Genomic DNA, 19,633 nt, shown 5'->3' with positions numbered 1-19,633 from the left:
CGTGCTCGCTGGTGATTCGCCGGTGTTGTCGCGCTCAATAGCGTTTGCCGCGGGTCGCCGGCCGCGCGACCACCGTCAAACGGAGGTCGCCATGAGCACGACAGCCACCCCCGCACCATCCAGTCCCGGACGGCGGCTGGATGCGCAGGATCGCCCGGTTTCCCCTTGTCTGGATGCTGGTCGGCCTGCTGGGCGCCGGCGGGGTGTCGGCTCTGACCGCGAGCGGACAGCCGGTGCTCCGTAGTCGTCCCCCGAGCGGTCCTAGCTGAGGTCGCCCGTGAGGTGGGCTTGGGCGATCTTGCGGAAGGCCGCCACGAGACGGCTACGGTCGTCGGCGCGGCTCGCCAGTACGACATGGCTTGGCTCGACGCCCTCCAGCGGCACCGCGGTGAGGTCGGGGCGCAGGCTGCCGGAGCGGAGGCCGGCCACGATGGCCACGGCCTGCCCGGCGGCGATGAGTTCGAGCTTGTCCTCGATGGCGTCGATGAGTGGACCGTCGGGCGCTGGGCGTCCGTCGGGGCGTGGTTCGAGGCGCCAGAAGGCGCTCCAGGCAGGGTCGGATTGCCGCACCCGCGGCAGGGGTTCGTCGGCGATGTCATCGAGGGTGACGGATTCCTTGCCGGCCAGGCGGTGGTCGAGGGGTACCAGCAGCACCCGGGGCTCGTCGTAGAGGACCGTCACGTGCAGCTGGTCGGTGGGGAACGGCAGCCGGGTCACGGCCGCGTCCACGCGGTGATCGAGCAGGGCCGCGCGCGGTTCGTTCCAGGCCAGATGCAGGGTACGTACGTCGGCGTCCGGGTGCCGGTGGCGGAACTCGCGTACCGCCGGAGTGACGATGAGGCCCGTCATGTAGCCGATGGTGATGCGGCTGGGCTGGGCGGCGGCCCGGGTGCGCGCCGCGGCCTGGGCGGCGGAGCGCAGTAGCGCCGTGGCGTGGGGCAGGAAGACCTCGCCGGCCTCGGTGAGCCGGCTGCCCTGCGGCGTACGGTCCAGCAGCCGGGCGCCCAGTTGCTGTTCGAGCCGGCGGATCTGCCGGCTCAGGGACGGCTGCGTGAGATGGAGGACGGCGGCGGCGCGGCCGAAGTGCCGGTGCTCGGCGACGACGGCGAAGCACCGCACCAACCGCAGATCGAGGTCCACCGGGGGCAGTGGCGAGTCGGGCATGCCTCCAGCCTAGCCCTCGCGCGGCCTCGGCCAACGACCCCGATTCACCGCGATGACCTGCAGCGATGCATGGATCGTATCGCGCCTTGCGAAACATTCATTGGACCGGGAGCGCTCTGTGGACGCAAGGTGGAATCACCGGCCGGCACCGTCGTGGTGCCGCATCGGGCCGGTTCCCCCTTGTTGTGTCGAATGGAGTGCATCATGCGCGTGTTTGTCACGGGCGCGACCGGATTCATCGGTCGTGCCATCGTCCGTGAGCTGCTGGGTGCGGGGCATCAGGTTCTCGGCCTCGCCCGCTCGGACGAGGCCGCCGCGTCGCTGACGGCCGCCGGCGCCGAGGTGCATCGCGGCGCCCTCGATGACCTCGACAGCCTGAGCAGCGGAGCGGCCGCTTCGGATGGCGTCATCCACACAGCCTTCATCCATGACTTCTCGGACTTTCCGGCCGCCGCCCAGGCGGATCGGCGCGCCATCGAGGTGCTGGGCGAGGCGCTGGCGGGATCCGACCGGCCCTTCGTCATCACCTCGGGAACCGGCGGGCTCACGCCGGGCCGGCTCGCGACGGAAGAGAGCGTGCCCGATCCCGGGGCGTTCGCGGAGCTCCGGTTCGCCTCGGAAGAGGCGGCGCTGTCGTTCGCCGGACGCGGCGTGCGCGTCTCGGTGGTGCGGCTCCCGCCGTCGGTGCACGGCGAGGGCGATCACGGCTTCGTCCCGCAGCTCATCGGCATCGCCCGGGCCAAGGGCGTTTCCGCCTACCCGGGCGACGGGTCCAACCGCTGGCCCGCCGTGCATCGGCTCGACGCCGCGCATCTGTTCCGGTTGGCCCTGGAATCAGCCCCCGCGGGCGTGCGACTGCATGGGGTCGGTGAGGAGGGTGTGCCGGTTCGGGACATCGCCGAGGTCATCGGCCGGCATTTGTCGCTGCCGGTGACGGCCATTCCCGTTGAGGAGGCAGACGGCCATTTCGGGTTCGTGGGCTTCGTCTTCTCGCTGGACATCCCGGCCTCGGGCACCGTGACCCAGAAGCAGTTGGACTGGCATCCCGCACGGCCCGGCCTCATCGCGGACCTCGACGAAGGCCACTACTTCAGCAACTAGACGAGCAGCCCTCAGATATCGAGAGAGACCAGAACGTGTCCACACCCACAGCCCTGATCACCGGTGGAACCAGCGGAATCGGCAAGGCCACCGCCGAACTGCTCCATCAACGCGGATACCAGGTGATCGTAACCGGACAGAACCCCGACACCATCGCCGCGGCCGGGAAAGAACTCCCAGAGGAAATCGTCGTAGTACGCGCCGACGCCCGATCACTGGCCGACACCGATCGCCTCGCCGAAGAAATCCGGGAGCGCTTCGGCACGCTCGACGCGCTTTTCCTCAACGCCGGAATCGTCCGGCCACAACCGATCGAGGCCTTCGACGAAGCCACCTATGACGACCTGTTCAACGTCAACGTCAAAGGCCAGTTCTTCACCCTCCAAAAGGCTCTGCCCCTGCTCAACGATGGAGGATCCATCGTCTTCAACATCGGCATCGGCGCCACCAGAGGAATCCCCAACGGGTCCGTCGCCGTCGCCACCAAGGGAGCCCTCCTTTCCCTCGTGCCGTCCCTCGCTCTCGAACTGGCGCCCCGGCGGATTCGGGTCAACGCCATCAGCCCCGGCCCGGTCGACACCGGAATCTGGGCCAAACAAGGACTCCCGCCCGAAGCGCTGGAAGAGCTCGCCAACGCCACGGCCTCCCGGGTTCCCCTCGGGAGGTTCGGCACCAGCGAAGAGATCGCCGAAGTCGTAGCGTTCCTCGCCTCGAAAGCGGCCGGTTTCATCACCGGAGAGAACATCGTCGTCGGCGGTGGATCGGGGATCGGCGCCTAGCGAGGAAAGCAGGCGACCAAGCGATCACATGGAGATGGCGATCTTGCCCCGGGCGTGTCCGGTCTCCAAAATGGGTCATGGCTTCGGCCACCTCGCTCAGCGGATACGTCCGGTCCACGACCGGGGTGACCTCTCCGGCCTATACGCCCCATCGGCCCGATCCAGCGCCCCCGGTGCCGCTGTTGGGGACGAACGTCCCGGTGGGGGCGAGCACGCGCCGGCAGTCGGCCGGCGACCGGTTCCCCACGTTGTCCAGCAGCAGGTCGTAGCGGCCCTCGGCGCGGGCGAAGTCCGACATGGTGTGGTCGATGACGTGGTACGCGCCGATCGCCCGGACCATTTCCACGTTGGAGGGCCCACACACGCCGGTCACCTCCGCGCCCAGCGCCTTGGCGATCTGTACGGCGAACGTCCCGACGCCCCCCGCGGCCCCGTTGACCAGCACCTTGTCCCCGGCCCGCACCCGGCCACGCAGCGCCTCCAGTGCGGTGAGCACCGCCGTCGGCACGGCCGCCGCCTGCTCGAACGTCAGCCCGGCCGGCTTCCTCGCCACCGCCCCGTCATGACGGACGCTGACATATTCGGCCAGTGCGCCGTCGGCGCAGCCGAACACCTCGTCCCCCAGCCGCCACGAGGTGACGTTCCTGCCCACCATCTCCACACGACCGGCCAGGTCGGTGCCGAGCCTGGGCGTCTTGGGACGCGTCAGGCCCGCCATCGCCCGGAAGATGTACGGCGCGCCCCGCATGAAGTGCCGGTCTCCGGCGTTGACCGAGGCCGCCCGCACCCGGATCAGCACCTCGTCGTCGCCGACCGCCGGCGTGTCGACGTCCTCCAGCCTGAGGACGGCGGGCGGGCCGTAGGCGTGGTGCCTGATGGCCTTCATCCGGCGGTCCGCAGGATTTGCTCGATCAACGTCGCCCGGGTGTGCAGCTCGGCCAGGTCGATGGCCATGCGCTTCTGGGCGTCCAGCGTTTTCTCTGCGAGCTGCTCGAACCGGTGCACCAGCTGCCGCCGGTCCGGGCGGCCGTGATCTTGGCCTTGCGGTGCTCGAACGTGCCCACGATGAGCAGGGGAGGTCATCAGAAGTACTCCTTGAATCCGGGACCCGGCTCCGGGTCCGGCCAGCTGCGGGCTGAAGTCCGTGACTCCGTAGTACTTCATGGCCTTGCCATCGCCGGGCGGTGCATGTGGAGGAGCGGCCGGCCGGCTCGGCCACTGTCACTCCGCATGACTCCGGCGAATCAGCATGCGAGTGATATCAGGCGGCGAGGATCACGTTCGCTACCGATTGAGAACCCAGAGCCGGCGATCACCTATAGTCCCCTTTTCAGATTTCTTTTGAAGGGAAAGGATCAGGTATGAGGTTCCTCGCAAGCACCCTGCTGTCGACCGATCCGGCGTTGTCGCTGCCAGGCGAGACCGAGCACGAACGACTCCGCGCCGCCGTGGACCTCGCGGTCTGGGCCGAGGGCATCGGCTACGACGGCTTCGGCGTGGGAGAACGGCACAACCCCGCCTTCCTTTCCTCCTCGCCGGCGGTGCTGCTGTCGCACATCGCCGCGAGGACGTCGGCCATCCGGCTGTTCACAACGGTGACCGTACTGTCGCTCAACGATCCGGTACGGGTGGCCGAGGACTACGGGATGCTCGACCATCTCAGCGACGGGCGCCTGGAACTGATCATCGGAAAGGGCAACGACGCGCCGTCGCTGAAGCTCTTCGGGGCGCAGCAGGAGGAGCAGTGGGACCGGCTCGCCGAGGCGTACGAACTCCTGCAGCGGCTGTGGCGAGAGGAGGAGGTCACCTGGTCCGGGCGGTTCCGGCCCGACCTGCACCAGGCGACGACCCGGCCGCGTCCCTTCCAGACGCCCGCGCCCCGCGTGTGGCACGGGTCGGCGTCCAGCGAGCGATCCGCCGAGCTCGCCGCCGCCTTCGGCGATCCGCTGTATTCCGCGAACGGCTTCCAGCCGGTCGAGCACTATCTCGCCCTCGTGCGCCACTACCGGGAGCGGCTGGTGCACCACGGCCACGATCCGGCGACGATCCCGCTCGCCGTCGGCGCCCACTCGCCGGTGATCGCCACTCGCTCGCAGGACGCGTACGCGCTCGCCCGCCCGGCGTTCGAGCGGTTCCGACGGCAACCGGTCGCGGCGAACAACGGCTTCCCCTACGAGAGCCTTGAGGATTTCGTCGCGCGGGGCTCGGCACTGATCGGAAGCCCCGCGCAGATCGCCGACAAGCTGCTGGCCCTGCACGCCGACTTCGGCAACGACATGTTCGGCGTCGGCTTCGAGGGTTTCTTCTTCACCGACGCCGCGACGACCCGCGGCCATCTGGAGCACTTCTTCGCCGAGGTGGTCCCCGTCGTACGCGCTGAGCTGAGCTAGGCGAACACTCCGTACGGGTGCCGAACTCCTGTGCGCAGGCGGCGTAGCGGCTGCGGTTTCGTTCATCGTCCTGAAGGATCACATCGCTGACATAGAGCAACCCACCGAATGCGCGCCAGATCGGCGATGAGCGCCCGCTGGGCGTCGTCGTCGGGGACGCATGTCAGCACCGCGAACAGGACGACATCGAAGTTCGCCGTCTCATGCGCCAGCGTCGGCGGGGAATCCAGTGCGTCGAAGCGCAGGTCGGGCCTCAACTGACGGCCTCGCGAGATCAGCGCGGTAGACGCCTTCGTCGCGCCGACGCCGTCCCAGTACGCGACCTGACTACCAAGATCCTTCATGCGGGAACAGCACAGGACCCCGCGAACCTCCCCTAACCTGAGCCCCGCAAGTAGCCGCCAATCCCTCCTGACGTGCGAGAACGCGTGCTCAAGGACGTCACCACCGTCGGTATCCTGAGAGTTTCGGCCGACCTGGCCCGAGCCATCGCCGCCCACCCCCACGGCTCAGCCGACGCCGGACCGACCCCTAAGATCCACCTCGACCCGCGGCGATGACTTCAAGGGAGCTTCAGCGTGACCGATCCAGAATCGCGGCGGCTGACCGCGCCCGACCCCACCCTTCTGGCCGCGGTGGAGGCCGCTGTGCCGGGGATCGCCCGTACGCGGGCGAGTGACCGGCTCGGGATGGCGCACGATGCCTCGCATTATCTGCTCACGCCGCAGGCTGTGCTGGTGCCCGAGAGTGCTGAGCAGGTGGCGGCGCTGCTGCGCGCCGGGTTGCCGGTGACTTTCCGTTCGGGTGGCACCAGCCTGAGCGGGCAGGCGGTGAGCGAGCATCTGCTGGTCGACACCCGCCGGCACTTCCGCGGCATCGAGGTGCTCGATGAGGGGGCGCGGGTGCGGGTGCAGCCGGGCGCGGTGTTGCGGCAGGTCAACGCCCGCCTCGCCCCCTACGGCCGCAAGCTGGGGCCGGACCCGGCCAGCGAGTCGGCATGCACGATCGGCGGGGTCGTCGCGAACAACTCCAGCGGCATGACCTGCGGCACGCACGCCAACACCTACCGCACCCTGGAGTCGATGACCTTGGTGCTGCCCAGCGGCACCGTGATCGACACCGGCGCCCTCGACGCCGACGAGCGGCTGCGCGCCCTGGAGCCCGACCTCACCAAGGGCCTGGAACGGCTGCGCGACCGCGTCCGGAGCAACCCGGACTCGGTGCGCCGCATCACCGCCCAGTTCTCGCTCAAGAACACCATGGGCTATGGCCTCAACAGCTTCCTCGACCACGACTCGCCCGCGCAGATCCTCGCCCACCTGATCATCGGCAGCGAGGGCACGCTGGGCTTCGTCGCCGAGGCGGTGCTGCGCACGGTCCCGGCCCACCCGCTGGCCGCCACCGGCCTGCTCATCTTCCCCACCCTGCGCCAGGCCATGGCCGCGATGCCCGACCTGGTCGCCATCGCGCCCGCCGCCGTCGAACTGCTGGACGCCGAATCCCTGCGGGTGGCCCAGAGCGACCCCCAAGCCGACGACCTGCTGCGCACCCTGGCCGTCCACGACCACGCCGCGCTGCTGATCGAATGGCAGGAACCGCATGCAGACCTGCTCGCCGAGCGTGAACGCGCCGCCGAGACGCTCCTCCCGCAGCTGGGGCTGGCCGCGCCGGCGCGGCTGAGCAGGCAGGCCGGCGGCCGGGCCGCGTTGTGGCACATCCGCAAGGGCCTGTACGCCTCCGTCGCCGGCGCCCGCCCCACCGGCACCACCGCCCTGCTCGAAGACGTCGCCGTGCCCGTGGCCGCCCTGGCCGATCTGTGCGACGAGCTGACCGGCCTGTTCGCCACACACCACTACGAGCGCAGCGTCATCTTCGGCCACGCCAAAGACGGCAACCTGCATTTCATGCTCAACGAGCGCTTCGACACCGGCCTGCAGCGCTACGCCGACTTCACCCACGACATGGTCGAGGCTGTCCTGGGCCGGGGCGGCACGCTCAAGGCCGAACACGGCACCGGCCGCGTCATGGCCCCCTTCGTCCGCCGCCAATACGGCCAGGAGCTGTATGAGGTGATGCGCGAGGTCAAACACCTGTGCGACCCCGCGGGCATCCTCAACCCCGGCGTCGTCCTCACCGACGACCCCCACACCCACCTGCGCGACCTCAAAACGGTCGTCACCGTCGAGCCCGAGGTCGACCGGTGCGTCGAATGCGGCTACTGCGAACCCGTCTGCCCCAGCCGCGACCTCACCACCACCCCCCGCCAGCGCATCGTCCTACGCCGCGAACTGGCCGCCGCCCAAGCCGCCGGCGACCACACCCTCGCCCGCCAACTCGAAGCCGAGTACGGCTACGACGCCGTCGACACCTGCGCCGTGGACGGCATGTGCGCCACCGCCTGCCCCGTCCTCATCAACACCGGCGACCTGACCAAACGCCTACGCGCCGAACGACACGGAAGCCTGGCACAGAAAAGCTGGCAGAGCGCCGCCCGCCACTGGGACGGAGCCACCCGGGCGATGAACCTGGCCCTGGACACCGCCGCCGCCACCCCACCCCGCCTCGCCGAGAGTGCCAGCCGATCCGCCCGCGCCCTCACCAGCCCCGACACCATCCCCCAATGGACCCGCGACCTGCCCCGCGGCGGCACCCGCCGCCGCCCCGCCCCGGCCGCCGACCCCGACGCCGTCTACCTGCCGTCCTGCCTGAACACCCTGTTCGCCCCCGCCGAGGGCGGCCCCGGCGTCATGACCGCCTTCCAGCGCCTGGCCGAACGCGCCGGCCTGCGCCTGCACACCCCGAAACAGATCGCGAGCCTGTGCTGCGGCACACCCTGGTCCTCCAAGGGCTACACCCACGGCCACCACACCATGGCCCGCCGCGTCCACGACACCCTCCTGCAAGCCACCGACAACGGCCGCATCCCCGTCGTCAGCGACGCCGCCTCCTGCACCGAGGGCTACCGCCACCTCATCCCCGACCTCCACGTGCTCGACGCCGTCGCCTACACCGCCGAACACATCCTGCCCCGCCTACCCACCCCGGCCCGCCGCCTGCCTACCCTGGCCTTGCACCCCACCTGCTCCTCCACCCGCCTCGGCCTGGACGCCGCCATCACCCACATCGCCCAGACCATCGCCGACCACGTCGTGGTCCCCGACGGCTGGCAATGCTGCGCCTTCGCCGGCGACCGCGGCCTGCTCCACCCCGAACTGACCGCCTCGGCCACCCACGCCGAAGCCGCCTCCGTGACAGCCGGCGACTACACCGCCCACGCCTCACTCAACCGCACCTGCGAACTCGGCCTCACCCGCGCCACCGGCAAGCCCTACCACCACCTCCTCGAACTCCTCGACCAAGCCACCGCCTGACAACGCGGCACCTGCCAGGCCGGCCGGACCGCGCGACGTACGGACAGAGATCATGCGCCAGGCGGGGCGGTGCTGCCGCGGACCACGTGCTCGGGAGTCGGAGCCTGCAGTGCACGGGCTCCGGACGCACGCCGGCAACAAGGCCACGACGGTGCTGCGAGGCGACTGATCGCTAGAGCGCCCGGGAGCGCCGCGGCGGCCATGACCGATGACGGTCGCGGCGCCTCCCCACGTTGACCACCGGCTCTCCGGCCGGACGTCAGAGCTTGCCGAGCGCGCGGGCCAGGATGGTGGCGGTCTTCGCGATGGCCTTGTTGTCGGTGGCGAGGCCCGGGGTGCGGTTGGTGTAGATCGCCATGAAGATGGGAGCGGCCCCCTTTTGTGGCCAGATGACCGCGATGTCGTTACCGCCGCCGAATCCGTCGGAGTTGGTGCCGGTCTTGTCGGCGATCGTCCAGGCCTTGGGCAGGCCGGCCCGGATGCGCTCGCCGCCGGTCTTGTTCGCGAGCAGCCAGGCGATGAGCTGCTCGCGGTCCTTGGCGTGCAGCGCCTCCCCAGTCGTGAGCACGCGCAGGTCGCGGCCGATGGCCGCGGGTGTGGTGGTGTCGCGCTTCTCCTTGGGGGTCCAGTCGTTGAGTTCGGGGTGCCAGCGGTCCATACGGGAGATCGGGTCCTTCAGCGTACGGAAGTACTTCGTCAGGCCGGCGGGCCCGCCGATCAGCTTGAGCAGCAGGTTGGCCGCGGTGCCGTCGCTCTGGGTGACGGCCGCCTCGCACAACTGGGCGACGGTCAGGCCGTCATTGACGTGCTTCTCGGTAACCGGCGAGTTGGGCTTCATGTCGGCGGCCGTCCACTGGACGAGCTTGCTCATCAGGCCGGGCCGGGAGGTGCGGGCCTTGTGCAGCACGGCCGCGCAGAGGGGCGCCTTGAACGTGGACAACATCGGGAAGCGCTCACCCGCCCGGTACGTCACCGTCTTGCCGGTGGCGGTGTCGATCGCGTACGCGCCGATGCGGCCCTTGAAGGACACCTCCAGCTCGCGCAGATCTTTCCTGGCCTGAGCCTCACCCGAAGCCGCGACCGCGATCGCTGAGGACGCCGCCACCGTCGCGGCCGAGGCTGTGCCCGCGGTGGGGGCGCCACCGGACAGGAGGGAGATCGCCAGAGCGGTCGCGGGCAACGCTGCGGCTACGCGGCGGGGGCGGAGGTATCGCATGTCAACTCCTTGCTGCGGCCTGTCAGAGATCAGGAGCAAACCAGATGCGATCAAGCGATGTCTAATAGCGATATCGGGAACGAATCGATATTGCTTCCTACATGAGTGCTGGTCAGACGCTCAGGTGGTGAGGACACCACCGCAAGCATCCTGCGGTTTGCCGAAGTGGCAACACGATTATGTGGCGCTCTCCCGCCCACCGGATGATTCATCCGGAAGCGGGTCGATGGTGCGACTCGACGCGTGAGGATGCTTGGGGGAATCGATGTCACAGCCTGTCTCGGTCACGGGGATCACGCATCACCTGGTCCCGTCGCCCGCCGGCCGTATCCACCTGGTGGAGCAGGGCTCCGGGCCGCTGGTGCTGCTGGTGCACGGGTTCCCCGAGTTCTGGTACTCGTGGCGCCACCAGCTTCCGGCGCTGGCCGCCGCCGGTTACCGGGCGGTCGCCGTCGACGTCCGCGGCTACGGCCGGTCCTCCAGGCCCGAGGACGTGGCCGCGTACCGGATGCTCGACCTGATCGAGGACAACGTCGCCGTGGTACACGCCCTGGGCGAGCAGAGGGCGGTGATCGTGGGCCACGACTGGGGCGCGTCCATCGCCGCGAACTCCGCCCTCGTCAGGCCCGACGTCTTCCGCGCGGTCGGGCTGCTGAGCGTGCCGTACGCCCCGCGCGGCGGCCCGCGACCCAGCGAGGTCTTCGCGAGCATGGGCGGAGAGGAGGAGTTCTACGTCAGCTATTTCCAGGAACCCGAGCGGGCGGAAGCCGAGATCGAGCCGGACGTCCGCGGCTGGCTCGCCGGCTTGTACGCGGCCCTGTCCGCCGACACCATGCCGCCTGCCGGCTCCCTGGACCCGCACTTCGTGTCCCGGGGCGGGACCCTGCGCGACCGCTTCCCCGCCGGTCGGCTACCCGCCTGGCTCAGCGAGGACGACCTGGATGTCTACGCCGCGGAGTTCGAGCGGACCGGCATGAGCGGGGCGCTCAACCGCTACCGGAACATGGACAGGGACTGGGAGGACCTGGCGGACTTCGACGGCGCCCCCATCACTCAGCCGTCGCTGTTCATCGGCGGCGCGCTGGATGCCTCCACCACCTGGATGACCGACGCCATCCAGGCATACCCCACCACTCTGCCCGGCCTGACCTCCTCCCACATCCTCGACGGCTGCGGCCACTGGATCCAGCAAGAGCGCCGCGAGGAGGTCAACAAGATCCTGACCGGCTGGCTCGCCTCACTGCCCGCTTGAACGGCCCGCCGCCCGGCGGGAAGCCCTCTTATACGCGGCAGATATACACTCGGAGTATAGTCTGCTCGCATGAGCGTCCCACTTGCGCTGCTCGGCCTCCTTGAGCGGCAGCCGAGCCACGGCTACGACCTGAAACGCGACTACGACACCTACTTCGGCGGGGGCAAGCCGCTGCCCTTCGGCCAGGTGTATTCGACGCTCGCCCGCCTGTCCAGGGACGGCAAGGTCACCGCCGGGCAGAGCGAGCCGGGCGACGGACCGGACCGCAAGCGCTATGCCATCACCCCGATCGGCAGGGGCGAGGTCGAGGCGTGGCTGGCCGAGCCGGTCGCGGCCGAGCCGTACCTGCAGACGGTGCTGTTCACCAAGGTCCTGCTCGCCCTCATGCTGGACCGCGACGCCGCCGGCTATCTGGACGCCCAGCGCGCGACGCATCTGCGGCGCATGCGGGAACTGACCGAGATCAGGCGCGAAGGCGCGCTGATCGACATGCTCCTCGCCGACCATGCCCTGTTCCGGCTGGAGGCCGACCTGCGGTGGATCGACGTCACCCAGGCCCGGCTGGGGGCGCTGGCGGAGACGGTGCGCAAATCGTGATCGTCAACGCTCTCCTACGCGCCGAGGGGATCAGCCGCTCCTACGGCAACACGCCCGCGCTGCTGGAGGCCAGCCTGTCGGTGACCGCGGGCGAGGTCCTGGCCATCATGGGGCCCAGCGGGTCCGGCAAGTCGACGTTGCTGCACTGCCTGGCCGGGATCTTCACGCCGGACAGCGGCGAAGTGTGGTTCGACGGGCGCCGGCTGGACACGCTCGACGACGGTCGCCGTAGCGAGCTTCGGCGCACCGCTTTCGGCTTCGTCTTCCAGTTCGGTCAGCTCGTGCCCGAGCTGACGGTGGCCGACAACGTGGCGCTGCCGCTGCTGCTCGGCCGTACCAAGCGCAAGGAGGCCTACGCGCGGGCCGCCTCCTGGCTGGAGCGGCTGGAGCTGGCCGGCCTCGGCGGCCGGCGTACCGGAGAGCTGTCCGGCGGGCAGGCGCAGCGGGTGGCCATCGCCAGAGCGCTGGTGGCGCGGCCGCGGGTCGTCTTCGCCGACGAACCGACCGGCGCGCTCGACTCGCTCACCGGCGAGCACGTGATGGATCTGCTGGTGGGCCTGGCCCGCGAGGAAGGCGCCACCGTGATCGTCGTGACGCACGACGCCCGGGTCGCCGCCTGCGCCGACCGGGAGGTCGTCGTGCGTGACGGCAAGGTGACCGACCCGTACGCCGGCGGGATCGTCCGATGATCCTGCTGGGACTGCGGTTATCGCTGAGCAGCGGCAGGGAGACGGCGGCCCGGCTGGTGCTGATCGTGGCCGGGGTGGCGGTCGGCGTCGCGGTGCTGCTGGCCACGTTGTCGCTGTTCAACGCCTTCCAGGCCACCGACGACCGCCCCTGCTGGGAGTGCACGCGAGGCACCGCGCCCAGCGGCTGGGCCCTGGACGCCACCAACGACGGCGCCCTGTGGAACTTCCGCGAGGACTACTACGCGGGCCGGACGATCACAAGGCTCGACGCCGCCGCGCTCGGCGACCGGGCGCCGGTCATCCCCGGCCTGTCCCGCATGCCCGGCCCCGGCCAGTACTACGCCTCCCCCGCGCTGGCCAGGCTGCTGGACTCGGCGCCGCGCGAGCAGCTCGCCGACCGCTTCCCGGGGACGCGGGCGGGCCTGATCGGCCAGGCCGCGCTGTCCGGGCCCGACGAGCTGGTCATCGTGGCGGGAGGGACGCCGCAGGAGGTCGCGGCCATGATCGGCACCCGGCAGGTCGACACGGTCGCCACCGAGCCGGCGGCCGACGAGAGCGCGGACATCTACCAGTTCGGGTTCGGCATCGCCGCCATCGGGCTGATCGTCCCGCTGCTGGTGCTGGTGGGCACCGCCACCCGGCTGGCGGCCGCCCGCCGCGAGGCGCGCTTCGCGGCGATCAGGCTGGTCGGCGCCACCTCCCGGCAGATCAACGTCCTCGCCGCGGTGGACGCCGCGCTGGGCGCGCTGCTCGGCGCGCTGGCCGGCGTCGCGCTCTTCCAGCTGGCACGGCCGGCCGTGGCCGGGATCCGGATCACCGGTTCGCGCTTCTTCCCCGAGCTGACCATCCCGAGCCCCGGGCAGTACGCGGCCGTGCTCGCCGGCGTGCCCCTCATCGCGGCGGGCACCGCCCTGTGGTCGCTGCGCCGGGTACGGATCTCACCGCTCGGCGTGGCCAGGAAGGCCGCCCCGCCGCCGCCGAGGGCATGGCGGGTGATCCCGCTCCTCGTCGGGCTGGGGTTGTTCGCGGGCCCGGCGTTCCAGAACGGCAAACCCGACACCCTGCTGGCCGACGCGGGGATCGCGCTCACCATGATCGGGCTCGTGCTGGCCGGGCCGTGGCTGACGATGCTGGCCGCGCGCCTGACCGCCCGGCTGACCCGCGGCGCGGCGACGCTGCTGGCCGCGCAGCGCCTGGCCGCCGATCCGAAGGCCGCGTTCAGGTCGGTGAGCGGGCTGGTGCTGGCGGTGTTCATCGGGACGACGATCGCGGCGCTCGTACCGGCGGTGGTCACGGGCCAGCAGGCCGTGGCCGGCGGCACGCTCAACAACGTGCTGGGCGCCACGCTCTACCGGCCGGGCATAGAGGGGCTGCCACCGCGGGCGGGGGCGGACCTGCTCGCCCGGCTGCGCGCCCACCCCGGCGTGGACGTGCTGCCGATCTACGCCAGGGCGGACCTGGAGAACCTCCGCCCGCCGCCCGACGGCGCGCCACCCGCGACCTCCGTCGTCGAGTGCTCGAGCCTGGCCCGCTTCCCCGTGCTCGGCCACTGCCCCGCGGGCGCGCAGGCCGTGATGGGCCGTTTCGACCGTGTTGTCGGTGCCGACAATCCCCTCACCATCGACAAGCTCATCCCGCTGGCGGGACCCACCAGCCAGTCCGCCTCCGCCACCGGGCTCGACCTGAGAGCCGTCATGATCCGCACGGGCGACGCGGCGACGCTGGAGCGGCTGCGCACCCTGCTGGCCGGCTACACCGCCGAAGCACCGATGACCTTCGCCGAGGTCGCCCAGGTCAGAGCCGACCTGTACGCCCGGGCAGAGAGCGTCGCGCTGGCCATGGTCGCGCTCACCCTGATCGCCGGCGGCTGCAGCCTCGTGGTGGCGGTCGGCGGCGGCCTGGTCGAGCGCAGGCAGCCGTTCACCCTGCTGCGGCTGGCCGGCACGCCCACGCGCACGCTGGCCACGGTCGTGCTGCTGGAATCGGCGCTGCCGCTCGTCCTGGCCGCCGTGCTCGCCGCCGGCGCCGGCTTCGGCGTGGCCGAACCGCTCATCGACCAGCTCGCGATGAAGGGGGCCTCCCTGGCGATGCCCGGGCCGGTCTACTTCGCGTCCGTCGGCGGCGGCCTGGCCGCCTCCCTCCTGGTGATCCTCACGGCCCTGCCGCTGCTCAGGCGTATGACCGCGCCCGGCAACGCGCGCTTCGAATAGGAGTTGCGATGAAGCTCAAGCTGAAACCGGCCGTGCTGATCGCGCTGGCCCTGGTCGCCGCCGTCGTGGTGGCGGTGCGGACCGACGCGCCCGCCCAGGCGGACGACGGCCGCTACTCCGCCGAGATCCGGCGCACCGAGTACGGCCTCCCGCACGTGTCCGCCAAGGACTACGGCGGGCTCGGATTCGGGTACGGCTACGCCTTCGCGCAGGACAACCTCTGCGTGCTGGCCTCATGGGTGGTGACGCTGCGGGGCGAGCGGTCCAGGTACTTCGGCCCCCAGGCGGAGTCCGACGACCCGGTCCGCCCGGTCGCCAACCTGGTCAGCGACGTCTACTACAAGAGCGTCGCCGACTCCGGCGTCGTGCCGCGGCTGCTGGCCCGGCGAACGCCGCTGGGCCCGAGCAACGAGCTGCGCCGGCTCGTCGACGGCTACGTCGCCGGGTACAACCGCTACCTGGAGCAGACCGGGGTGGCGAACCTGCCGGATCCCACCTGCCGGGGCAAGGCCTGGGTCGGCCCCATCACCGCCACCGACATCTGGAACAACGTCCTCGACCTCGACCGTATGGTCGGCATCGCCGGGATGAAGGAGTACGTCGTCGGAGAGGCCGAGGCCGAGGGGCCGGAGCGCAGGCCCGCCGCGGGCAGCAACGCCTGGGCGCTCGGCCGCCGGGCGACCCGCGGCGGCCACGGCATGGTGCTGGCCGACCCGCACTTCCCCTGGAACGGGATCCGCCGCTTCTACCAGGTGCAGCTGACCATCCCCGGCGTGCTCGACGTCTCCGGCGCCAGCCTGTACGGCACCCCGGTCGTCCAGATCGGCCACAACGCGACCGTGGCCTGGACCCACACGGTCTCCCACGCCCAGCGCTTCAACCTCTACCAGCTCGATCTCGTGGACCCCACCAGCTACCGGGTGGACGGCCGGGCCGAGCCGATGGGCCGCCAGGAGGTGCAGGTCACCCTGCAGGACGGCACCGTCATGGACCACACGCTCTACACCTCGCGCTACGGCCCGGTGCTGGCGGCCGGGCACACCGACAAGGTCGCCTACGCGCTGGCCGACTCCAACGCCGCCAACCTGCGCTCGGCCGACGAGTGGCTGGCGATCGCCAGGGCGCGGAACCTCACCCAGCTGCGTGCGGCCCAGAGCACGTATCAGGGCATGCCGTTCGTCCATACGCTCGCCACCGACGTCAGTGGCACCGCCTACTTCGCCGACACCTCGATGGTCCCCCATGTCACCGACGCCCAGGCGGACCGCTGCGGCAAGCCCTCCCCCATTCCGGGCCTGGAGGAGTACGTCCTGGACGGCTCGACCTCCGCGTGCCTGTGGGGCAAGGACCGCGACGCCGTCGTGCCCGGCATCTTCGGGCCCGGCAGCCAGCCGAAGCTGACCCGCGCCGACTACGTCGCCAACTCCAACAACACCTTCTGGATGTCGAACCCGTCGGCGCCGCTGACCGGCTACCCGCGCGTGTGGGGCGAGGCGCGTACCGAGCTGGAGCCGCGCCCCCGTGTCAGCCTGGACATGATCGCCCAGCGGCTGTCCGGAGCCGACGGGCTCGGCGATCCCGGCTTCACCCTGGCGACGCTGCAGGCCACCACGCGGGGCAAGCGCAACTACACCTTCGAGCTCATGCGCCCGGACCTGCTGAAGTTGTGCCGTACCAGCACCGAGCTGACCACGTCCGACGGCAAGCAGGTGAACGTGCGCGAGGCCTGCGGGACGCTGGCGAAATGGGACGGGCGCGCCACCCTGGACGGCCAGGGGGCCATCCTGTGGCGCGAGTTCTTCACCCGGCTCCAGCGTCCGACCAGGCCGGGAGAGCCCGTGTTCAGCCCGTGGCGGATGCCGTTCGATCCCGCGCATCCGCTGACCACTCCTCGAGGGCTCAAGGACGACGACCCGGTGGTGCGGCTGGCCCTGGCTGATGCCGTGCTCTACTTCCAGACCAACCGCATCCCCCTGACTCTCACCCCGGGCCAGGCGCAGCGCTACTCCTCGATCCCGATTCCCGGCTGCACCGAAGGGGAGGGCTGCTTCGACAGGGTTCGCATGCGCGGCCCGCTCGGCGCGGACGGGCGCTACCCGGAGGTGGACACCGGTTCCAGCTTCATGATGGCCGTCGAGCTCACCCCGGGCGGTCCTCGTACGCGCACCATCCTGACCTATTCGCTCTCCGCCAACCCCGACTCGCCCCACCACACCGACCAGACGGTCCTGTTCTCGCGCGGACAGTGGGTCACCGAGCGGTTCACCGAAGCGGAGATCGCCGCTGACCCGCGTCTGACGACGGCCAAGGTGCGCGGGTGAGTGCACGGCGGCCTTCTCAGCTGGGCAGCAGCCACGTGCGGAGGGCCGCCGTCAGGGTGACCGTGTCGGCGGGGCCCGGGCTGGACGCCCACGCGGCCGTCCCGTCCGGCCGGATGAGCACGGACGCCAGGTCGTCGCGATCCCGTACGGTCGCCTCGACCACGTCCAGCGCCCCGCGCCACGGTCCCGCCGCCTCCGCGGCCTCGGGCTGCGACGGCGCGTGGACGAGCAGCGGCCGCCCAGGCCCGCACAGCTCCGAGAGCGTGCGGGTCTCGCCCGAGCTCGTCACCAGCCGCAGGTCCGGGCAGGCGCGACCGGCCAGCGGGTGGGTGGCGGGGTACGGGAGCTCGTACCGGGTGCCGAGCCCGCTCAGCATCCGGCCGAAGTAGCGGTTGACGTCCGGGAAGTCGAGCAGGTCGGACACGATGTCGCGCATGGCCGCCGCGTGCGCCCCCGGCAGCGACAGCAGGGACTGGGCGCGCGTGTTGTGCAGGACGGCGGCGCCGGCGGGGTGGCGTTCAGCGGTGTACGTGTCGAGCAGGCCCTCGGGCGAGCGCCCTGTGACGGTGGCGGCGAGCTTCCAGCCCAGGTTGACGGCGTCCATGAGGCCGAGGTTGAGTCCCTGGCCGCCGTTCGGCGAGTGGACGTGGGCGGCGTCGCCCGCCAGCAGGACCCTGCCCATCCGGTACGTGGACGCCTGGCGCGCGCCGTCGGTGAACCGCAGCGGCCCGCGCACCTCCGGGATCTCGACGTCCACGCCCGTCACCCGGAACAGGCTCTCGCGCATCTCCTCGGCGGTCAGCGGCTGCCCGCGATCCTCAAACCCGTCGAACTCGACCGTCGCCACCATGCCGGGCGCCCGCATCAGCCGTCCTGTGGGGGTCCATCCTGGTTCGGGAAGCTTGTCGAGGCCGGGGGCGTCGGTCAGGACCCGCCGCATGACGCTCGTGGGCTCGGTACCGGGGAAGTCGAACCCGGCCAGCTTGCGCACGGTCGAACGTCCCCCGTCGCAGCCCACCAGGTACGGCGCGGAGAGATGCCGCTCCCCGGCCGGAGTGCTGACGGTGACGGTGACGCGGGAGTCGTCCTGGGTCAGCGCGATCACCTCGTGCTCCCGCAAGAGGACGGCGGATGATTCGCGGGTCAATGAGGTGAGGTGTTCGGCGAGGATCCGTTCCAGGTCCGGTTGCCAGATGAGCGTGCCGCCCCGTTCCGGCTCGTCCTGCAGGGCTGGGTCGATCTTGAATATCTGGGCGAAGTGGCCCTTCTCGCTGCCGTGGTCGCGCGTCTTGTCGGCAAGTCCCCGCTGCCGGTAGGGGGCCAGGGTCTCCCCCAGCCCGCGGCGGTACAGCGCCTCGGTGGCCAGCGGTCCGATCCCGCGCGCCTTGGGCTCGGTGTTCGGCTCGGCGAGCCGTTCCAGCACCAGCGGACTGGCTCCTGCGAGCCGTAACTCGGCGGCGAGCAGCAGCCCCACGGGCCCGGCCCCGATCACGATGACGTCGGCGTTCATCTCGCTCCCTCAAACTAGACTAGACCGTCTCGTCTCGTAGACTAATGCTCATTCGGAGAAAGTGGGTACAGACCATGGCCGACCAAGGCCCGCGACGCTCCCCGGTCAAGCGCCGGGCCATCCTCGACGCCGCGATCAAGGTGTTCACGGACGAGGGGTACGCCCGGACGAGCGTGGACGCGATCGCCGCGGTGGCGGGGGTGGGCAAGCAGACGGTGTACAGCCACTTCGGGGACAAGGAGCAGCTGTTCCTCGCCGCGATCCACGAGGCCAGGGCGGCGGTGAGCGCCACCCCGGCCGATCGTGCGGTCGTCCTCAGCGAGGATCCGCGGGAGGGCCTCGCGGCGCTCGGCGAGCAGATTCTCGACATCGCGCTCTCACCCCGCGTGTCCGCGCTGCACCGGCTGACCATCGCGGAGGTGGCGCACCATCCGGAGCTGCAGCGCACGTGGCGGGAGAGCTCGGCGTCAGCGGACCACGGAGTGGTCGGCTACCTGCGAGAATGCGACGGCGACGGCCGGCTGCGGGTCCCGGACCCGGTCAAGGCCGCGCGCCAGTTCTCGCACCTGGTGATCACCGAGGGCCGGGTCGAGACGGCGTACGGGATGTTGCCCCTGCGGCCCGGACGGCGCCACGCCATCGCCGCCGACGCCGCCGACCTCATCGTCCGCGCCTGCGCCCCATGAAACGCCTGTGGTCACAGGTCGCCGCGGCACTTCGAGCTCGGCTTTGAGCGCGTTCTCGTCCGGCTTCGGCGGCTGATGCCCGGACCTCGTTTCCCGACGCGTTCGTCCGGGTGTGCGGCAGTCGCAGGATGGCGAGGACGCTGTGGGTGGGAGTCGGCCTAGCTGGCCGATCCCGGCCGCGCCGCCCTCACCGGGGAGCCGAGGCGTCGTCAGAAGGCCCGGTGGTCCGCTCAGCGGCCGAGGCCTAAACGCTCTTGGACAGGGCAGTGGCCCGTCATGATGGACGAGGGGCTTGTCCTGCTGATGGCGTGGGGGCAGTACCTGGCCTTACTCGGGGTGCTGGCATA

Annotated in this window: 16 protein-coding genes; 10 read left to right on the top strand and 6 right to left on the bottom strand. The window is 70.9% G+C overall.

Features of this window, described 5'->3' with window-relative positions; genetic code table 11:
- Window positions 1-261: 261 nt before the first annotated feature.
- Window positions 262-1,164: a LysR family transcriptional regulator gene (locus tag ACQPWU_RS23130; protein ID WP_433443382.1), complete on the bottom strand. Its 903-nt coding sequence runs from the start codon at window positions 1,162-1,164 to the stop codon at window positions 262-264.
- A 204-nt stretch (window positions 1,165-1,368) separates the two neighbouring features.
- On the opposite strand from ACQPWU_RS23130, the gene ACQPWU_RS23125 reads away from it, so the two are divergent.
- Both ACQPWU_RS23125 and ACQPWU_RS23120 read left to right on the top strand, forming a co-directional pair.
- Window positions 1,369-2,265: an SDR family oxidoreductase gene (locus ACQPWU_RS23125; protein ID WP_433443379.1), complete on the top strand. Its 897-nt coding sequence runs from the start codon at window positions 1,369-1,371 to the stop codon at window positions 2,263-2,265.
- A 35-nt stretch (window positions 2,266-2,300) separates the two neighbouring features.
- On the top strand, window positions 2,301-3,044 hold the full coding sequence (locus ACQPWU_RS23120) for an SDR family oxidoreductase (protein WP_433443377.1): 744 nt from the start codon (window positions 2,301-2,303) through the stop codon (window positions 3,042-3,044).
- Between the two features lie 139 nt (window positions 3,045-3,183).
- Here the strand turns inward: ACQPWU_RS23120 and ACQPWU_RS23115 are convergent, their stop codons facing one another.
- Together ACQPWU_RS23115 and ACQPWU_RS23110 are read right to left on the bottom strand one after the other, a co-directional pair.
- Window positions 3,184-3,930: an NAD(P)-dependent alcohol dehydrogenase gene (locus ACQPWU_RS23115; protein ID WP_433443375.1), complete on the bottom strand. Its 747-nt coding sequence runs from the start codon at window positions 3,928-3,930 to the stop codon at window positions 3,184-3,186.
- A complete protein-coding gene (locus ACQPWU_RS23110; protein WP_433443373.1) occupies window positions 3,927-4,127 on the bottom strand; it encodes a hypothetical protein in 201 nt (66 codons plus the stop codon). Before ACQPWU_RS23110 ends, ACQPWU_RS23115 begins: the two co-directional genes overlap by 4 nt.
- A 278-nt stretch (window positions 4,128-4,405) precedes the next feature.
- Between ACQPWU_RS23110 and ACQPWU_RS23105 the strand changes: the two genes are divergently transcribed.
- Window positions 4,406-5,434: an LLM class flavin-dependent oxidoreductase gene (locus ACQPWU_RS23105; RefSeq protein WP_433443371.1), complete on the top strand. Its 1,029-nt coding sequence runs from the start codon at window positions 4,406-4,408 to the stop codon at window positions 5,432-5,434.
- A gap of 62 nt (window positions 5,435-5,496) precedes the next feature.
- Here ACQPWU_RS23105 and ACQPWU_RS23100 read toward each other — a convergent pair whose 3' ends face one another.
- Window positions 5,497-5,778 (bottom strand): hypothetical protein, encoded by a 282-nt coding sequence (locus ACQPWU_RS23100; RefSeq protein WP_433443368.1) that lies wholly within the window; start codon window positions 5,776-5,778, stop codon window positions 5,497-5,499.
- A gap of 234 nt (window positions 5,779-6,012) precedes the next feature.
- Between ACQPWU_RS23100 and ACQPWU_RS23095 the strand changes: the two genes are divergently transcribed.
- Window positions 6,013-8,805 carry an FAD-binding and (Fe-S)-binding domain-containing protein gene (locus ACQPWU_RS23095; RefSeq protein WP_433443365.1) on the top strand — a complete coding sequence of 931 codons (2,793 nt, stop codon included), beginning with the start codon at window positions 6,013-6,015 and terminating at the stop codon, window positions 8,803-8,805.
- 259 nt (window positions 8,806-9,064) lie between these two features.
- On the opposite strand, the gene bla is transcribed toward ACQPWU_RS23095, so the two are convergent.
- Complete coding sequence (bla, locus tag ACQPWU_RS23090) at window positions 9,065-10,021, bottom strand: class A beta-lactamase (RefSeq protein WP_433443363.1); 957 nt, start codon at window positions 10,019-10,021, stop codon at window positions 9,065-9,067.
- Between the two features lie 265 nt (window positions 10,022-10,286).
- Between bla and ACQPWU_RS23085 the strand changes: the two genes are divergently transcribed.
- From ACQPWU_RS23085 to ACQPWU_RS23065, 5 genes are all read left to right on the top strand, one after another.
- Entirely contained in the window at window positions 10,287-11,273 is a 987-nt protein-coding gene (locus ACQPWU_RS23085) for an alpha/beta fold hydrolase (protein ID WP_433443360.1), read from the top strand.
- 69 nt (window positions 11,274-11,342) lie between these two features.
- Window positions 11,343-11,870, top strand: coding sequence for a PadR family transcriptional regulator (locus ACQPWU_RS23080; protein ID WP_433443357.1), 528 nt, complete (start codon window positions 11,343-11,345; stop codon window positions 11,868-11,870).
- Window positions 11,867-12,559, top strand: coding sequence for an ABC transporter ATP-binding protein (locus ACQPWU_RS23075; RefSeq protein WP_433443354.1), 693 nt, complete (start codon window positions 11,867-11,869; stop codon window positions 12,557-12,559). The genes ACQPWU_RS23080 and ACQPWU_RS23075 overlap by 4 nt, the downstream gene beginning before the upstream one ends.
- Window positions 12,556-14,769 carry an FtsX-like permease family protein gene (locus tag ACQPWU_RS23070; protein ID WP_433443351.1) on the top strand — a complete coding sequence of 738 codons (2,214 nt, stop codon included), beginning with the start codon at window positions 12,556-12,558 and terminating at the stop codon, window positions 14,767-14,769. The genes ACQPWU_RS23075 and ACQPWU_RS23070 overlap by 4 nt, the downstream gene beginning before the upstream one ends.
- Window positions 14,770-14,777: 8 nt before the next feature.
- Window positions 14,778-17,090: a penicillin acylase family protein gene (locus ACQPWU_RS23065; protein WP_433443348.1), complete on the top strand. Its 2,313-nt coding sequence runs from the start codon at window positions 14,778-14,780 to the stop codon at window positions 17,088-17,090.
- Window positions 17,091-17,106: 16 nt separating this feature from the next.
- Here ACQPWU_RS23065 and ACQPWU_RS23060 read toward each other — a convergent pair whose 3' ends face one another.
- Window positions 17,107-18,600, bottom strand: coding sequence for an FAD-dependent monooxygenase (locus tag ACQPWU_RS23060; protein WP_433443346.1), 1,494 nt, complete (start codon window positions 18,598-18,600; stop codon window positions 17,107-17,109).
- A gap of 74 nt (window positions 18,601-18,674) precedes the next feature.
- Between ACQPWU_RS23060 and ACQPWU_RS23055 the strand changes: the two genes are divergently transcribed.
- Window positions 18,675-19,286, top strand: coding sequence for a TetR/AcrR family transcriptional regulator (locus tag ACQPWU_RS23055; protein WP_433443344.1), 612 nt, complete (start codon window positions 18,675-18,677; stop codon window positions 19,284-19,286).
- The last annotated feature ends 347 nt before the right edge of the window (window positions 19,287-19,633 follow it).

Origin of the sequence: Nonomuraea sp. CA-141351 (genome assembly GCF_050944675.1) — a bacterium.
Taxonomy (GTDB): domain Bacteria; phylum Actinomycetota; class Actinomycetes; order Streptosporangiales; family Streptosporangiaceae; genus Nonomuraea.
The sequence above is the reverse complement of the archived record's forward strand: the minus strand, read 5'-3'. Positions and strand labels throughout refer to the sequence as shown.

Coding starts and splice junctions, on each gene's coding strand:
- ACQPWU_RS23130 (WP_433443382.1), bottom strand. CDS start 1,164: ATGCCCGACTCGCCACTGCCCCCGGTGGACCTCGATCTGCGGTTGGTG.
- ACQPWU_RS23125 (WP_433443379.1), top strand. CDS start 1,369: ATGCGCGTGTTTGTCACGGGCGCGACCGGATTCATCGGTCGTGCCATC.
- ACQPWU_RS23115 (WP_433443375.1), bottom strand. CDS start 3,930: ATGAAGGCCATCAGGCACCACGCCTACGGCCCGCCCGCCGTCCTCAGG.
- ACQPWU_RS23110 (WP_433443373.1), bottom strand. CDS start 4,127: ATGACCTCCCCTGCTCATCGTGGGCACGTTCGAGCACCGCAAGGCCAA.
- ACQPWU_RS23105 (WP_433443371.1), top strand. CDS start 4,406: ATGAGGTTCCTCGCAAGCACCCTGCTGTCGACCGATCCGGCGTTGTCG.
- ACQPWU_RS23100 (WP_433443368.1), bottom strand. CDS start 5,778: ATGAAGGATCTTGGTAGTCAGGTCGCGTACTGGGACGGCGTCGGCGCG.
- bla (WP_433443363.1), bottom strand. CDS start 10,021: ATGCGATACCTCCGCCCCCGCCGCGTAGCCGCAGCGTTGCCCGCGACC.
- ACQPWU_RS23085 (WP_433443360.1), top strand. CDS start 10,287: ATGTCACAGCCTGTCTCGGTCACGGGGATCACGCATCACCTGGTCCCG.
- ACQPWU_RS23080 (WP_433443357.1), top strand. CDS start 11,343: ATGAGCGTCCCACTTGCGCTGCTCGGCCTCCTTGAGCGGCAGCCGAGC.
- ACQPWU_RS23070 (WP_433443351.1), top strand. CDS start 12,556: ATGATCCTGCTGGGACTGCGGTTATCGCTGAGCAGCGGCAGGGAGACG.
- ACQPWU_RS23065 (WP_433443348.1), top strand. CDS start 14,778: ATGAAGCTCAAGCTGAAACCGGCCGTGCTGATCGCGCTGGCCCTGGTC.
- ACQPWU_RS23060 (WP_433443346.1), bottom strand. CDS start 18,600: ATGAACGCCGACGTCATCGTGATCGGGGCCGGGCCCGTGGGGCTGCTG.
- ACQPWU_RS23055 (WP_433443344.1), top strand. CDS start 18,675: ATGGCCGACCAAGGCCCGCGACGCTCCCCGGTCAAGCGCCGGGCCATC.